General features: G+C 64.8%; 16 protein-coding genes. 7 read left to right on the plus strand and 9 right to left on the minus strand.

Going from position 1 to position 15,117, the window contains the following annotated elements; translation table 11 throughout:
* Nucleotides 1–7: 7 nt before the first annotated feature.
* Entirely contained in the window at nt 8–337 is a 330-nt protein-coding gene (gene clpS / locus G3M57_RS09765) for an ATP-dependent Clp protease adapter ClpS (RefSeq protein WP_007672483.1), read from the minus strand.
* A gap of 374 nt (nt 338–711) precedes the next feature.
* Nucleotides 712–1,737, minus strand: a complete 1,026-nt coding sequence (locus G3M57_RS09770; RefSeq protein WP_163230196.1) for an NADP-dependent oxidoreductase — start codon at nt 1,735–1,737, stop codon at nt 712–714.
* Nucleotides 1,738–1,852: 115 nt separating this feature from the next.
* On the opposite strand from G3M57_RS09770, the gene G3M57_RS09775 reads away from it, so the two are divergent.
* Both G3M57_RS09775 and G3M57_RS09780 read left to right on the plus strand, forming a co-directional pair.
* A complete protein-coding gene (locus tag G3M57_RS09775) occupies nt 1,853–2,773 on the plus strand; it encodes a Gfo/Idh/MocA family protein (RefSeq protein ID WP_056752815.1) in 921 nt (306 codons plus the stop codon).
* 110 nt (nt 2,774–2,883) lie between these two features.
* Entirely contained in the window at nt 2,884–3,825 is a 942-nt protein-coding gene (locus tag G3M57_RS09780) for a DUF808 domain-containing protein (protein ID WP_163230198.1), read from the plus strand.
* 31 nt (nt 3,826–3,856) lie between these two features.
* On the opposite strand, the gene G3M57_RS09785 is transcribed toward G3M57_RS09780, so the two are convergent.
* Entirely contained in the window at nt 3,857–4,447 is a 591-nt protein-coding gene (locus G3M57_RS09785; RefSeq protein ID WP_163230200.1) for a sigma-70 family RNA polymerase sigma factor, read from the minus strand.
* A gap of 336 nt (nt 4,448–4,783) precedes the next feature.
* Between G3M57_RS09785 and G3M57_RS09790 the strand changes: the two genes are divergently transcribed.
* On the plus strand, nt 4,784–5,443 hold the full coding sequence (locus tag G3M57_RS09790) for a sulfotransferase domain-containing protein (RefSeq protein WP_163230202.1): 660 nt from the start codon (nt 4,784–4,786) through the stop codon (nt 5,441–5,443).
* 671 nt (nt 5,444–6,114) lie between these two features.
* Here the strand turns inward: G3M57_RS09790 and G3M57_RS09795 are convergent.
* Both G3M57_RS09795 and G3M57_RS09800 read right to left on the minus strand, forming a co-directional pair.
* Nucleotides 6,115–6,513 (minus strand): hypothetical protein, encoded by a 399-nt coding sequence (locus G3M57_RS09795; protein WP_163230204.1) that lies wholly within the window; start codon nt 6,511–6,513, stop codon nt 6,115–6,117.
* Nucleotides 6,510–6,803, minus strand: coding sequence for a hypothetical protein (locus G3M57_RS09800; RefSeq protein ID WP_163230206.1), 294 nt, complete (start codon nt 6,801–6,803; stop codon nt 6,510–6,512). The genes G3M57_RS09795 and G3M57_RS09800 overlap by 4 nt, the downstream gene beginning before the upstream one ends.
* 732 nt (nt 6,804–7,535) lie before the next feature.
* Between G3M57_RS09800 and G3M57_RS09805 the strand changes: the two genes are divergently transcribed.
* Nucleotides 7,536–8,516, plus strand: a complete 981-nt coding sequence (locus G3M57_RS09805; protein WP_208789666.1) for a UDP-glucuronic acid decarboxylase family protein — start codon at nt 7,536–7,538, stop codon at nt 8,514–8,516.
* Between the two features lie 41 nt (nt 8,517–8,557).
* On the opposite strand, the gene G3M57_RS09810 is transcribed toward G3M57_RS09805, so the two are convergent.
* Both G3M57_RS09810 and G3M57_RS09815 read right to left on the minus strand, forming a co-directional pair.
* Nucleotides 8,558–9,718 (minus strand): glycosyltransferase, encoded by a 1,161-nt coding sequence (locus G3M57_RS09810; RefSeq protein WP_163230210.1) that lies wholly within the window; start codon nt 9,716–9,718, stop codon nt 8,558–8,560.
* A 59-nt stretch (nt 9,719–9,777) separates the two neighbouring features.
* The gene (locus tag G3M57_RS09815; protein WP_163230212.1) at nt 9,778–10,632 is read right to left on the minus strand and encodes a hypothetical protein; all 855 of its coding nucleotides are present in this window, start codon (nt 10,630–10,632) and stop codon (nt 9,778–9,780) included.
* Between the two features lie 265 nt (nt 10,633–10,897).
* Between G3M57_RS09815 and G3M57_RS09820 the strand changes: the two genes are divergently transcribed.
* Nucleotides 10,898–11,245, plus strand: a complete 348-nt coding sequence (locus G3M57_RS09820; protein ID WP_244322620.1) for a winged helix-turn-helix domain-containing protein — start codon at nt 10,898–10,900, stop codon at nt 11,243–11,245.
* A 252-nt stretch (nt 11,246–11,497) separates the two neighbouring features.
* Here G3M57_RS09820 and G3M57_RS09825 read toward each other — a convergent pair whose 3' ends face one another.
* Nucleotides 11,498–12,133 (minus strand): class I SAM-dependent methyltransferase, encoded by a 636-nt coding sequence (locus G3M57_RS09825; protein WP_163230214.1) that lies wholly within the window; start codon nt 12,131–12,133, stop codon nt 11,498–11,500.
* 126 nt (nt 12,134–12,259) lie between these two features.
* Between G3M57_RS09825 and G3M57_RS09830 the strand changes: the two genes are divergently transcribed.
* Nucleotides 12,260–13,513 (plus strand): serine hydrolase domain-containing protein, encoded by a 1,254-nt coding sequence (locus G3M57_RS09830; protein WP_163230216.1) that lies wholly within the window; start codon nt 12,260–12,262, stop codon nt 13,511–13,513.
* On the opposite strand, the gene G3M57_RS09835 is transcribed toward G3M57_RS09830, so the two are convergent.
* A complete protein-coding gene (locus tag G3M57_RS09835; protein ID WP_163230218.1) occupies nt 13,506–13,763 on the minus strand; it encodes a phosphopantetheine-binding protein in 258 nt (85 codons plus the stop codon). The two genes, G3M57_RS09830 and G3M57_RS09835, sit on opposite strands and share 8 nt — an antisense overlap.
* 109 nt (nt 13,764–13,872) lie before the next feature.
* On the opposite strand from G3M57_RS09835, the gene G3M57_RS09840 reads away from it, so the two are divergent.
* Nucleotides 13,873–15,081 carry a glycosyltransferase gene (locus G3M57_RS09840; RefSeq protein ID WP_163230220.1) on the plus strand — a complete coding sequence of 403 codons (1,209 nt, stop codon included), beginning with the start codon at nt 13,873–13,875 and terminating at the stop codon, nt 15,079–15,081.
* Nucleotides 15,082–15,117 lie beyond the last annotated feature (36 nt).

A 15,117-nucleotide genomic window follows, 5' to 3' on the forward strand; every position in this document is an offset into this window, starting at 1 on the left:
AGGCTCCTCAATCCTTTTCCATGGTGCACTGCAGGGGGTGCTGATGCCTGCGCGCCGAGTCGATCACTTGCGCGACCTTGGTCTCGGCAACTTCGTAGGTGAAAACGCCGCAAACGCCGACGCCATGCTGATGAACGTGCAGCATGATCCGGGTCGCATCTTCGCGCGACTTGTTGAAAAAACGTTCAAGTACGTAAACGACGAACTCCATCGGAGTATAATCGTCGTTCAAGATCAGTACGCGATACAGCGAAGGTTTTTGTGTCTTCGGTTTCACTTCCGTGATGACCGAAGAGCCCGCGCCGTTGTTTTGTCCGCCTTGCTTTCGCTCGGCCATTGACCGCTTTCTCCCGGCGGGCCGAACAACCCGCCTTACATGGATTAGATATGGAAACGCGACAGCATTGGAAGGGGCTGTCGCGCCGCTGCGCCGCTTTAACACAGGGGCGCCGCGCAAAGTGGCGTACCGCTTGGGATAGCGGCGATGGGGGCAGGTTGGTTGCCTGGGGTGAGGAGCGCAAATGGGGGCGTTTTCACGCTCCGCAAGGGGCGGGCGGGGCGACTCAGTGGCGCTAGGCGGTGAGCGCTTGCCCCCTACGGGCCTTCGGCCGTCTTCCCCCAGAGGGGGAAGAGCCTCCAGAGCGAAGGCTCCGCCCGCTATGGGGGCGGACAGACCGCGCAGCGGTCAGGTGGGGGCAAGTGGGCGTGATCTCACCCCAGCCTCACCAGCATCTTCCCCAGGTTCTCGCCCTTGAAGAGCTTGATGAAGGCGTCCGGCGCACGCTCGACGCCGTCCTCCACGGTCTCGTTCCACTTGATCTGGTCCGCGCCGATCCAGCCGGCCATGTCCTTGAGGAACTGCGGCGCCAGGTCGTAGTGGTTGGAGACGATGAAGCCCTCCAGCCGCAGGCTCTTGCCCACCGCCTGGATGATGTTGGGCGGGCCGGTCAGCTTTCCGGTCTCATTATATTGCGAGATCATCCCGCACAGGGCGAAGCGGGCGAACGGGCGGGCCGAGTTCAGGGCGGCTTCCAGGTGCACGCCGCCGACGTTCTCGAAATAGACGTCGATCCCCTTGGGCGCGACCTTTTCCAGTTCGGCGACCACGTCGGGCGTGGTCTTGTAGTCGATGACGTGGTCGACGCCGATGCTCTTGAGGAAGGCGACCTTCTCGGGTCCGCCCGCCGAGCCGATCACCGTGTGGCCTTTCAGCTTGGCGATCTGGCAGACCACCTGGCCCACGGCGCCGGCGGCGGCCGAGACGAAGACGACGTCGCCGTCCTTGAGGGCCGCGATCCGCAGCAGGCCAACATAGGCGGTCAGGCCCGGCATGCCGGCCACGCCGAGAAAGGCTTGCGGCGGCAGGCCATGGGTGTCGATCTTGGTCACCGCCCCCATGCCGCCGGCCGCCAGGGCCTTGGGCGAGACGTTGAACACCTCCCGCCAGCCGAACATCGTCGAGACGATGTCGCCGGGCTTGAAGTCGGGATCGTTCGAGGCCGTGACCTCGCCGATCGCGCCGCCCTGCAGGGCCTTGCCCAACTCGAACGGCGGCACATAGCTCTTCCGGTCGGTCATGCGGCCGCGCATGTAGGGATCGACCGACATCCACAGGTTCCGGACCTGGATCTCGCCGTCGTCCAGCGCGGCGACCTCGACGGTCGCCAGTTCGAAGTTGTCGTGCACGGGCTCGCCGACCGGGCGGCTCTTCAGACGGATTTCGCGCGACGTGACCATGGTGCTTCCTCCCGAGCCTCGTGATCGAGGCGCGTTGTTTAAACGAACGTTTAGACTGGTCTCGCCCGCGTCTCCAGTACTTCCCGCACGAAAGCGAACGGTTTAGACAGCCGACATGACCCAGGATCTTCTCAGGGCGGGCGTCGTCGGCGCCGGCGTGTTCGGCGGCTACCACGCCAAGAAGTATGTCGAGCTGGAGGGCGTCGAGCTCGTCGCGGTGTTCGACATCGACCTGGCGCGGGCCCAGGCCCTGGCCCAGCCTCTGGGCGCGCGGGCCTTCGACGACATGGAGGCGTTCCTGGCCGCCGTCGACGTCGTCACGATCGCCACCCCCGCCGTGCACCACGCCAAGGCCGGCCTGGCGGCGCTGAAGGCGGGCAAGCCGGTCTATTCCGAGAAGCCCCTGGCCGTAACGCCTGCCGACGCCGACGCCCTGGTCGCCGCCGCGGCCAAGGCCGGCCTGCCCCTGGCCTGCGGCCACCAGGAGCGGGTGGTGTTCCAGGCCATGGGCCTGCTGGACATCCCCGAGCAGCCGCTGCGCCTGGAGGCCGTACGCCGGGGCACGCCCTCGGACCGCAACCTCGACGTCTCGGTGGTGCTGGACCTGATGATCCACGACATCGACCTGGCCCTGGCCCTCTGCGACGGCGAGCCGGTGACGGTGGAAGGCGAGGGGGCGATCACCCGCTCGACATCCCTGGACTGGGTCAAGGCCGAGGCCACTTTCGACAACGGCTTCACCGCGGTGTTCGACAGCTCGCGCGTCGCCGAGGCCCGCGAGCGGACCATGAAGGTCGTCTACCCGTCGGGCGAGGTCGAGATCGACTTTCTGGCGCGCACCTTCCGCAACACCACGCCGTTCCCGCTGATCGAGAATTTCACGGAGACGCCCGCCGGCAAGGACCCGCTGGGCCAGAGCGTCGCCGGCTTCCTGAAGGCCGTAAGGGGCCAGGCCCCGCGTCCGGTGGTGACCGGGGGGGAGGCGGCGCGGGCGCTGGATCTGGGCCTGGCGGTGGAGCAGGCGGCGGAGAGCTAGTCGCGCTGGGGCTGGGCGCCCCGCGCCGTCCCGAAGACGGGTTAGGGCTCGACCTCGGCGCGTGGTCCGGTTTATTCGCCTAGCTGGTCCTTCGCTACAGAGAATCCGCCATGCCCTCCGGTCTTGCCGCCCTCCTCGACGACATCGCCGGCATCACCAAGCTGGCCGCCGCTTCGCTGGATGACGTGGGCGGCGCGGCCAGCAAGGCCGGCGTCAAGGCCGCGGGGGTGGTGGTGGACGATACCGCCGTGACACCCGGCTACGCCATGGGCTTCACCCCCGATCGCGAACTGCCGATCGTCTGGAAGATCGCGGTCGGCTCGTTCCGCAACAAGCTGCTGTTCCTGCTGCCAGGCGCCCTGATCCTCAGCGCTTTCGCGCCCTGGGCGGTGACGCCGATCCTGATGGTCGGCGGCGCCTATCTGGCCTTCGAGGCCACCGAGAAGATCATCGAGGCCTTCGCGCACCATGAGGTCGCCGGCGAGGAGACCGAAGACCTGGCCCTCAGCAGCGCCGAACTCGAGGCCCAGAAGGTCGGCGGCGCCATCCGGACCGACCTGATCCTGTCGGGCGAGATCATGGCCATCGCCCTGGCGGACGTCGCCGACAAGCCGCTGGCCATCCAGGCCGCGGCCCTGGCGGTGATCGGGGTGGCGCTGACGATCGCCGTCTACGGCGTGGTGGCGCTGATCGTGAAGATGGACGACATCGGCCTGCACCTGGCCCGGCGCTCCAACCCTGGAACCCGGGCCCTGGGGCGCGGGCTGGTCAAGGCCATGCCGGTGACAATGGAGGCCCTGACGGTGATCGGCACGGCGGCCATGCTGTGGGTCGGCGGCGGCATCATCGTCCACGGCCTGGAGCACTTCCACCTGACCCCCGTGCCGCACTGGGTCGAGGGCGCGTCGCACTGGGCGAGCGCGGCTCCGGGGGTGGGCCCGGTCACCGGCTGGCTGGCCATGGCGGCGAGTTCGGCCGTGGTCGGCCTGATCGTCGGCGGGGTGATCGTTGGCGTGCTGCACCTGATCCCACGCAAAAAGGCGGCGCACTGAGGCGCCGCCCTTCGCTTGGTTGCGGGATCGATCAGGCGGCGCGGGGCGCCGTCCGGTAGTCGTCGATGCGCCGGAAGATCGCCGCCATGGCGGCGTGGGCCGGCTGGTGGTCCTCGGTGATCTTGCCCTCGGCGAAGATCAGGGCCAGGCGATCGCGGGCCCGGCTGACGCGGCTCTTGATGGTGCCCAGCGCCGCGCCGGTGACTTCGCTGACTTCCTCATAGGACATGCCGGCGGCGCCGACCAGGATCAGGGCCTCGCGCTGGTCGGGCGGCAGCATGTCCAGCGCCCGGCGCATCTCGTCCAGTTCCAGGCTCGCCGTCGGGTTGGTGACGGACACGAGGGTGCGTTCGGCGACTTCCGGGTCGAGGGCGCAGGAGCGCCACGAGCGGCGCTTCTCCGAATAGAAGACATTGCGCAGGATCATGAAGGTCCAGGCCTTCATGTTGGTGCCGGGCTGGTAGGAGGCGCGGGAGGCCAGGGCCTTGGCCAGGGCGTCCTGGGCCAGGTCGTCGCCGTGGCTGGCGTTGCCGGTCAGCGAGCGGCCGAAGGCGCGCAGGTGCGGAATCAGAGCGACGAGCTCGCGTTCGAAGATCGTCTTGGCCGAGTCTTGATGGGTCATGATGATGGTCCCCGTTTCAAAGACTAAACGCGCTCAACCAACTAAGGCTCCGCTTCGAGGTAAAAATATTTGACGATCGGCGCAGGCCCGGACGTGGCCAAGCGGCGTTCGTTGTCGATCTTTTCAGCTGTAGACGTCGGGAATAAATGTGGGGCGCCGACCTTGCCGCCCCAAACCTTTGGCTCGAAGGAGAAGCGGCTTCGCGGGTAGGGCCTGAGCCGGGACGCCATACAGGACCGTTCAGTGTCCCGCCGCTGCCGGACAGTCCGCCATGGTTCACGCCTTGATCGTCTCGTTGCTATAGAAGCCGTCACCTTACGCAACGCATCGGCTCTCATGATTGTCTGGCTTGCCTCGTTTCCCCGGTCCGGAAACACCCTGCTGCGCAGCGTGCTGCGAGGCGTCTTCGGCCTGGAGACCTTCTCCAAGTATGAGCCGGCCGGTTCGCCGAGCATGGACCAGCGGCTTACTGACCTGATCGGGGTAACGAAGTACGAGGGCGACTTCGGAGCGTTCTCGACAGCGGCTCGCGAGGCCGATGATCTCCGCATCATCAAGACCCATGACGGGCCGGAGGGGCTTGATAAGGCCATCTACGTGGTGCGCGACGGCCTCGTCGCGACGGACTCCTACAGGCACTATAGGACGGCGACGGAAGGTCGGCAGGTCTCCTGGCTGGAAGTTCTGGCCGCTGACCGGCCGTTCGACAACTGGAGCCTTCATCTCGACGCCTGGCGGCCGCTGGAGCGCCCCGAAACGCTGCTTGTGCGATACGAGGATCTCGTCGGCGCGCCTGAGACTGAAATCGGCCGGATCGCCGCTTTCCTCGGGCGCCCGGCCCTGAACCGCTGGGTAGACCCCTGGGAGACGGTCAACAACATCGGGCCGAACTTCTTTCGGCGGGGCAAGGCTGATCGGCCCGCATCGATTACCTCTGACGAGGCCGAGGCCTTCATGGCGCTACACGGAGAGTGGATGGGCCGGCTGGGTTACTAACCCCTATCGGAGACAGGGTCGCGCCCACAGGTCCTTTGTGAACGCCGGCCGTTCGCACCTTGCGCAGACAGGCGACCCGCCCGCATCAGGCCCAGATCTCGTCCGCCGCATCGCCCGTCGCGCCAGACGGTGACGCTGTGATCAGCCGCAAGCAGTCGCCGAAGGTGAGCTTGTGGGGGCGGACATGGAGCCGATGTGGGCTCGACCGGTATTCCCAGGATCACAACCCTGAACCCCCTGAGGGTTGGGCGTGAAAGCGACTGGCTCCGCTTCGTGGAAGCATTTCGAACCATATGTCGAGCCCCAACCAGGGAACTGGGTGCGCTATTCGAGCAGATCCACTTTTACAATAGCGTCAGTAGATCCCGGTCGGGCCGCGATGCCCAAGGGCCCATCACAAGGCGCGATAGATCGCGTTAGTGACGGATTGGTTTCAATTGTCATAAAAATCAATAGCTTGCGGGAGCTCGTGTGCAAAATTTGTACACGTGCGTTCACCTTCTTTTCCGCGCCATGCAGCACGTCTTGTTTCGCTAGGGCGCAATCAGGACCACAAGATCACCGCGTCCTGAGACGGACAGTACCCAGGGAGGGACTGATCGCGGCGGAGGTCGGCTGGACAGGGGACAATAACGCGTTGCGTGGGGCGTTGCCAACATGACCCCCATCAGCTACGCGCAGCCTTGACCATGAGGACGCTGCCCCTCAAGCGGCAGCGTAGCGGAGAAGCTATTGTTCAAATCGCATCCGGGGCGCCATTTCGGTTTGAAACTGCGAACTTCGAGAATCGCTGTGTTTTCGCCCGTTGAGGCGACCAGGGTTCGGAGCAAGTCAGTCCGATTTCCCATGATCTGGATCTCAGTTGTCGAAAGCACCTCGACACGTTGAGCCACGGCGCGGACGTGTTCGCGGCGGTATGAGCCGTCCTCGGCCCGAAGCCGCGCCTTGGCGGCCTGAGCGAAGGCTTGGAGCTTCTCAGGGGTAAGGCTCGGACCCAAGCGATCAATAGCCGCCTCGGCCCTGTCAGCGTCCGCACGAGCCTCGTCCCGCATGGAGGCAAGCTCCTTCATGCGATCCTTGAAGTCCTGGCGGCGGTGTCCGCCACGCCGTCCTCGATCGCCTGATAGAGGCGCGAGAGCTTGGCGGCGGCGGCGCTGGCCCGCTGGCGAAGCTCGGTGACGTGAGCCTGGCGCCGGTCGATCCATTCGGCCCGGCGGTCGAGCACGTTCCCCAACAAGACCTCCAGGCGCTCGTCGTGGAGCAAGCGACGCTCCAGATGATCGACGACGGCGTCGTCCAGCTTGTCCATGGGCACGGTGATGCCCGCGCAGGCTTCTTTGCCCAACCTCGCAGAAGGCATGCTCGGATCGCACCGCGTACCTGGTTCCGGCCGCGTCGTGAAAGCGATCCCGCAGTATGCGTTCGGCGTGCCGTTGGTTGAGGCTGTTGACGCTGTAGCATTTGCCAGCGCGCATCAGATCGATGTCGTGCCCCGGTACTTGGCCCGCGTCGTGACCGCAGCCGATCACGAAGATAGGGGGCCCAGGCGCTTGTTCTCCACGACGGCGGCCTGGTTGACCTTCCGGATCTTGTCGAAGGTCCGGTAGGAGAGGGGCGTTCCCTGGTAGCTGATCACCAGGCGCGCCGATCACTCGCTACGGCGCCCTGTTGTGGCGCGTTTCTGATCGGCGTCTTCATCGTGCAAGCCAGGCGCGCGATGAGCGAGTCGGCGCCATAGCGCCTTGCGCCCGCCGAAAGCCGTCACGCTCCGCCGCGATCTCAGGCTGGCCTACGTAAATCCGACTTGCTAGGAGACCAAGTCGATTGATATTCGAAAGTCGATTGCGCAATCGAGATTGCGGGTTCTATTGTTAGACTTGCAATGCGGAGATGGCGGCATGTTTGGAACGCTTCAATCTTCGGCAGGGCTCTCATCCGTGGGTTCGGCGCTTGGCTTGACAATCGGTGGTCGGGCGAGGCTTACGACGGCGCGCCGCGCGAGCCGAGGCCTTTCAACCCAGTCATGGACCTTCCGATCCTGTCCGCGTGTGCGAGGGGCGGATCGCCCAGCGCATCGTGTCCGAGCGTAGACATGTCCGAGCCACGCGTTCTGGTGACGGGCGGGGCGGGTTTTGTCGGCTCGCATCTGTGTGAGCGGCTGCTCTGCCTGGACCGTGAGGTATTATGCATCGACGATTTCTCCACCGGCGTGCACGAAAATCTCGCTCACCTGCGGCATCATCCGAGATTGCGCATAGCAACGCACGATGTCACTTCGCCGCTGTCGGCCGATGTTGACGAGATCTATAACCTCGCCTGTCCAGCATCCCCTGTTCAGTATCAAAAAAACCCCATTCAAACGACCAAGACCTCCGTGCTCGGCGCGCTCAATGTGCTGGAGCTCGCAAGGCGTCAGGGCGCCAGGGTTTTCCAGGCCTCGACGAGCGAAGTCTACGGCGACCCGAACACCCATCCGCAAGCGGAGGCCTATTGGGGGCATGTGAACCCGATCGGCGTCCGGTCCTGTTACGACGAGGGCAAGCGGTGCGCCGAGACCCTGTTTTTCGACTATCATCGCCTTCATGGCGTGCCGGTGAGGGTGGCGAGGATCTTCAACACCTTCGGTCCTCGCATGCGGCCGGACGACGGACGCGTGGTCTCAAACTTCATCGTCCAGGCTCTTAGGGGCCAGCCTTTGACCGTGTTTGGCAACGGCTTGCAAACCCGGTCCTTCTGTTATGTCGATGATCTCGTCGACGGCGTCCTGGCGATGATGGCGGCGGACCCGCCGATCACCGGACCGGTGAACCTTGGCAACCCAGCCGAATGCTCGATGATCGATCTGGCCAAGACCATCCTGCGGCTGACCGGTTCGCGCTCCCGACTGATATTCGAGCCTTTGCCCGCCGACGATCCAAAGCAACGCCAGCCCGACATCTCTCTGGCGCGGAGCGCCCTGGACTGGGAGCCCAAGGTCACGCTCGAGGCGGGTTTGCTGGAGACGATCGCCTATTTCGACGAACACCTGATGCTAGGGCAGTTTTCACGCCAAGCTGCGTGTGGTGGCCCCTGATCCGGCTTGGCGCGGCGCCTTGGAGTTTGACCTGGATGGCTCTAGGGAGCCGCGAGCCGTTCATCGCCGCGCCTTGAAAGGTCAGCGATAGCCTTGGCCGCTCTAGTCGCAGCCATGCGGTTCTCCGCCATCGCCCGCCCGGCGGTCAAGCACGCCGCAAGTGAGGGTTGGGCCTCCAGGGCGCGAATCGCCTTGAGCAGAGCCGCGCCATTGAGGTCTTGGGCCTTGATGATACGACAAACCCCCAGGTTGGCCGCGTGCCGTGCGTTCGACGGCTGATCAAAGGCGCGAGGCGCAATGACCTGGGGCGTGCCGGCCTCCAAGGCGCGCGCCAGGGTGCCGACGCCGCCATGATGGACCAACAATCTGGCGCGCGGCAGTAGCTGACTGAGGTCGATGTATTCGCGATAGATCCTCCCTGGCTCCCGGACCTCGTCCCGCGGACGGCTGCGAAGACCTAGAAAGACGCAAGGCGCGTCCAATTCGCGTGAGGCTTGGGCGGCCGCATCGAAGAAAACCTGCGCGTGGGTCGCGCCCGTGCCGGCGGTCACCACGAGTGGCTGAGGATGGCTTGCCAGGAAGCGCTCCAGATCCTGATCGAGCCCGCGCTGCAGATCCTGGAAAGGAAAGCCGATACAGGCAACGGGACTGTCGGGCGCCAACGCGCGCGGAAAGAGGGCCAGGGTAAGATCCGCAGGGTCCAAAGGCGCTCTTACGGGTGCGCAAGACCGGCCGGGAGCGCCCGCCGCGCGAACTCGGTCGAGGAGGTCGGGGCCCCACGCCCGGGGGCGCAGGCGCGACCCCCCGCCGTGGGCCGCCAGACGCCCCGCCAGGCCCAGAGGCGCCAAGACCAACTCCGTCAGTGGGACCTTCAACCGTTCCGCCGCCGCTAGGCCTCCCAAGGCCAGGTCGTGGGAGACGACGCCTCGTAGGTCGCGGCTCAGGCCCAACTCACAGACTGCGCGCGCGCTCTGCTCGAATAACGGCAAAAGGTATTCGCGCAGGACGTGATGGGTCGGCCGGTCGTCATGCGGCGGATGGGGCGGCCCGACTTCGACGAACTCCAGGCCGGCTTGGCGGGCCAACGGCTCGTGCTCTTGATTGGTGAACAGAACGACGCCGTGCCCGGCATGCTGGAGCGCTAGGCCGACCGCTACGAACGGCAGGACGTCGCCGCGCGTGCCGTGAACGACCAGGGCCATGCAAGGACGTCGCGGCGAGCGGTCTGGAGGGGTCTGGGACATGCTGGGCGAACGCTGAACTATCTAAACCGGGCGCTTTGGGCGACCTTCTGCAGGACGCGCCTTTCATCGGCCTGGAGGTACGTTCCGCGGTCGTAGAGCAGGCCGCGTTCGTTGTAGGTGTCGCCAAAGTGCCTCCATCCCCCCGCCAGGTGGACCATGCCGATCGCCGGATAGGGCGGCAGGGCCGCGCGCACCGTTCCGTCCTCGTCCCTGAACGGCGTCTTCCAGCAGCACAGATAGTTGTAGAGCGGATCGAACAGCCGCACGGCATGATCGGACCGCAATAGGGCGTTCAACGAAAACTGCTCGCCAAAATGGCGTGAGACCGCGCCAAGCTCCCCGTATCGCCGAAGGTAGATGTCCTCTATCTGACGCTTCCACGCGCTCCAGAACGGATTGGAACGGTGTGAGGCGATGAACCCGCTGTTGATCGCCGGCAAGCCTGTCAGACGGGCGGCGAGTTCCGGCTCGTAGATCGCCGAATAGTAGCGTTGCAGCGCGGTTTGATTGGTGACTGGCCGGCCGTCGCCGCCCACATAAGTGTAGTGCAGCTCTGTCGAGGCCAGAACGTCGGCGGGATGAGCGATGGCTTCTTGGAATAGGATGTCGATGAACGAGGCGTCTTGGAACCAGGCGTCGCAATCGACCCATGAAATCACTTCCCACGCCTCGAATAGGTCCGGGAGGTAGGGGCGGCAGATTTGCGCCAGATGGTAGCCGTAACGCTCACGCGGAAAGTCCGCGGCGAGGATCGCGCCGTCGACGACGATGACGCCCTGGCGACGCAACCAGTTCAGGGCATGTTCGCTGCATCCGATATCGACAAAACCCAGATCGAAGTTGAGTCTCTCCCTGTGTTCCAGGACGGACAAGAACAGTCCCTTGGCCAGTGGAAAATACCGTTCGTCGGAAGACGAAACAAGGAGTCTACGCTCTGACATTAGGACATCCTGGAAAGGTCGCGCGTCGTTGACGACCCGCGGCGGTACTCGGCAAGTTCAGCGGCTTTGCGAGTGCCTGGACCGTGTCGCGACGGTGGTCGATGATCGAGGACTGCTGCCGGCCGACAGTGCAGGGCCAGTCTACACTTTGGGGAGGCCCTTGAAAGGTGTCAACGAGCGCAGGGCTGGACTTTGCTTGACCGCGCCGCAAAGATGGCGCGCCATCCAGACAGGTACACCGGGCGTGTTCGACGATCTGATCCATCAACCGGTGCGTTTGAGGCTAATGATCGTTCTCGATCGCGACGGTCCGCCGGCCGACTTCGTTACGCTTCGCGCCCAAACCCAGGCGACAGATGGCAATCTTGGCAGCCACCTGACGGCGCTGGAAAAGGCCGGCTATGTCGAGATCATCAAAGATTTCCTCCACAGACGACCGCGCACGCGAGTCGCTATCACCGCCAAGGGGCGGGCCGCACTCCGGGGGCATCTGGCCGAACTGCGCGCCCTGATCGATCAGGTGGACGCAATCGAAAAGACCTAGATTGGGCGAAGGTCCGAGACAGGACGAGGCAACTGGAATGAAGCAGGATCCCAAGCAGCGACGACTGGCGATTTTGCGCAGTCTGTTCGAAAGCCAACCGGCCTCTCTGGCCAAGACACGACTACAGCAGGCTATCGAGGACTTCGAGAGCAATGCCTTGGAGGTCGCGCCCGCCAAACCCAAGGGCTCGTCCTGGAGGCCGAGATCACTAGGGTCACGGCCCGACGAGTCCTGACGCGGTCGGCCAAGCCCTTACGACGATATCTTACGGACATAGAGCTGGTAGAGCGGGGCGCCCAAAACCTGGAGCTTTCTCTGAAAGATGTTCACAAAAGCGTCGATCGCCGGCTTGGGCATGTTGTAGAAATCCTGCCTTCCCGGATCTTCCATAGACCAAAGATAGTCGTCGAAGATCAGCAGGCCGCCCGGCCTTAGCAGGTGAAACGACATCACCGCGTCGGACAGGGCGTCGGGCGCCTGATGCGATCCATCGACATAGATAAAATCGAAATAGTCCGCCTTTCCTGCGGCGAGAAGATTCCAGAGCGCGATTTTCGACTGGCTCTTGTGTTTGTGGAAGTCGACGCGATGCACGGCGCCGGAGACCGCGAGTGCGATGTTATGGTCGAAACGCGCTTCCACGGCGCTCATCGCGCTTGGTTCATGCTCGACCCCGCCCAACCAAGTGTCGATGCAATGCAGTTCGATTGGACGTTGGCGGGCCCGCTCCTGGATCAGGAAACAGGCGGCGCGTCCTTCGTATGAACCGATCTCCAAGAAACGGCGGGGCTGATAGCGCGTCAGCAGGCTGCGCCAGACCTCGTCTCCCGAAAACCAGTCGCTCGTGAAGTCCAGGGTCGGACTCGTCCGACTGGAGTTTGGCTGCATTCCTCGCCTCGGGTGCCGACAATACGCCGCGAAGGTCAATGATCGATCGCGGGTCAAGATTGCGCTGCATTTGGTGGCCGTGCAAGATAGACTTTGCATGGCCTCAATCTGCAAGGCGGTCAGAATATGCCCAAGGTCAAGAAGTCCGCGTCGGCCGCCCCATTGCAGGCGCTCTGCGAGCAACTGCGCGGGCAATTCCCTGAAAAGCTGATGGACCTCAGGCTGTCCCATGGCGACGCTAGGGCAGGCCTGTACCAGCCGTCGGGGACGGTGGCGTCCGCGCCGCTCAGCCAGGCGCCGGACTATGATGTGGGCTGCATCCAAACGCTGCTCGAGGGCTTGGCTCTCGCTTTGCTTTGTCAGGAGCGTGTGCTCGATCCCGACGCCATGATCGGTCAATACCTGCCGGAACTCAATTGGGACGACGTCCGGGCTCCGGGGCGACGGATCCGGGTGCGCGACCTGGCCTCCCACGCAACGGGGTATCACGCGCCAAGCGGGGTCGCAGGCGAGGCTGGCTTCGACGATTGGGAGGCGATCGTCGCCTATTTCCGCGCAACTCCCGAAACCTTCCCGCCGGGCCAGGTCTGCAGCTGGAACGGCCTAGGACGCAGTCTGCTCGGGCCTCTGGTGCAGCGCGTGACCGGGCGGCGTCTGCATGAGATCGTGCGAGCCCGGGTCCGTGAGCTTGGCGGGTTTGATCCGGTTATCAGCGGCGAGGACTCCGGTTGGCCGGCCGTCTTGGTGTCCTTGGACGACCTGGAGCGCTTCTTGCTGGCGGCGATGGGACCTGGCGGGCCGATTTCGGATCTGCCGACGCGTCTGCCCGCCGAGAGCGTGTCGGTCGTGCGTCGCCCGCTCTCGGCGCGATCGGGTAATCCCATTGCCTATGGCTTTGGCGTGGCGCAGTTCGCCGACGGTCTTTGGGGCCAGAGCGGCAATGGCCGCACCTACACCATGGGCCTTCGCTTCGATCTGACGATGACCCTGCTGACGACGCTGGCCTTAGGCGCGCCCCCGTTCGCGCGCGATCTGGTGCTGCAATATCTGGCCGGGGCTTGCGGCTTCATGCGCCAGCCGGCGCCGTCGGATGTCCTGGGGGCGATCGTATCTTGCTCCTTGGACGACCTGCCGGGCGTCTATGTCGGAGACTATGGCGACGCCGTCGACGTCACCACGGGGGGGCAAGACCTTCGCTGCGCGGTTTCACGGCGTGGCGAGGTGCTGGCGACGATTCCGATGAGCGCCACCCAGGATGGCGTGCTCATCGGGAACGGGCGCTGGAACGCCTTCCAGTTCGAGTTCTTCCCGCACCCCGAAACCGGCCGCCCTTGTCTGATGCTCGGGCAGATCGCTTACGTCCAGGTCGACCCTAGATAACTTCGGGCGTCCGCGCCCGAGCGGTCTCGAAAATGGCGATGATTTCCGCCAGATAGGTCGCGCCCAGGATCTTCTCGACCTCCTCGTCGCCCATGACGACGCCCTCGGCTTCCTCCAGTCGCATGACCAGATCCATGAACGACAGGGAGTCCATCTTGAGGTCAGAAACCAGGGTGCGCGGCGACACATCGGCCGGGCTGACTCCCGCTTCTTCACACGCCATCGCAATAATCCGGTCGGCGACGCTCATAATGCGGCTCCAATCTTGATAAATCCAACGGAAGTCTTGACAGGGGAGGTTAGGGTTACACTACTCTCGATGTCAACGGCGACCGCGTGGGGAACGACCTTTGGCAAGGATGCTTTTCACCGCGCTGGGCAGTTTGGGCGACATAAAGCCGTTAGCGGCGATCGCCCAGGTCGCGCGGGACGCCGGCCACGCGGTACGCTTCGCGACGAGCCAGAGCTATCAGCAGGTGGTGGAGAGCGCGGGCCTGGCGTTCGACCTGTTTGGCGACGACGACTATTTCAACCGCTCGGACGTCCGTGACGCCATGGTCGATCCGCGCGAGGGCTTCGGCGTCTTCATGTGGCACTCCAACCTGGCTGATCTCGAGGCGCTCTACAGCCGCCTGGACGGCTTGGCGGCGGGCGTTGATCTGATCGTGGCCACCCCGATGGTAATGGCCGCTCACTTGGTCGCCCAGCGTCGTGGCGTCCCCCTCGTCAGCTGTAGTCTCAGTCCCGCGACCCTGTTGCTGGATCCATCATCGGGGACTGTCGATCCGCACGCGCGCGAATGGCGCAGCCGACTTAACGCCTTACGAGGCGCAATCGGGCTTGCGTCTCGCGGATTTCCGCAGATGGAACGCTTCAACGTCGATCTGACGCTGGGCGTCTACCCCGAATGCCTGGCCGGCGCCCAAGGGCGGTACGTGCGCGTACCTGTCGAGGTCGGCTATCCCCCGCTGCGCCAGGAGACTCAGCTCGACAGGGACTTGGCGGCGTGGCTGGACGGCGGGCCTTATGCGCTCTTTTCGTTCGGCTCGTTCATCGATCGCGGCGCAGCGCGGCATTTGCAAGCGGCCTCGGCGGCTTGTCGCGAGCTGGGCCTCAGGTGCCTGTTCCTTTCCAGGCATTCAGCCCAGGCGCTTGAGCCGGGCGCGGCTGCCGACGTGCGTGTCGTGTCGAGCGTCGCGCACGAATGCGTCATGCCTCGGGCCGAGGTCATCGTGCACCATGGGGGCACCGGCACGCTTGCCGCCTCGATCGAGGCTCGACGTCCGGTGGTGGTGACGCCGTTCGGCCTGGATCAGACCTTTAACGCCCGATGTCTGGAAGAGCGTGATTTGGCGGAGCTGCTGGACGCCGGCTCGGTCACTCCTGAGGCTTTGACGGGCGCGCTTAGCCGGGCGCTGGCCGCTTGGCCCAGGCGTGAGCCGCGCTGGGGAGCGGCGCGGCGGAGCGTGGGCCCGCAGGCGGCCCAGAGCGCCGTCGATGAGATCGAGCGGCTGTTGGCCAGGGGCGCCGCAGGCAGGCTTGGTCAGCCGCAACTGTCCGGGGCCTAGGGGCGACGACCGCGACGGGCCCGGGCCCAAATCAAA

Origin of the sequence: Caulobacter rhizosphaerae (assembly GCF_010977555.1) — a bacterium.
Taxonomy (GTDB): Bacteria; Pseudomonadota; Alphaproteobacteria; order Caulobacterales; family Caulobacteraceae; genus Caulobacter; species Caulobacter rhizosphaerae.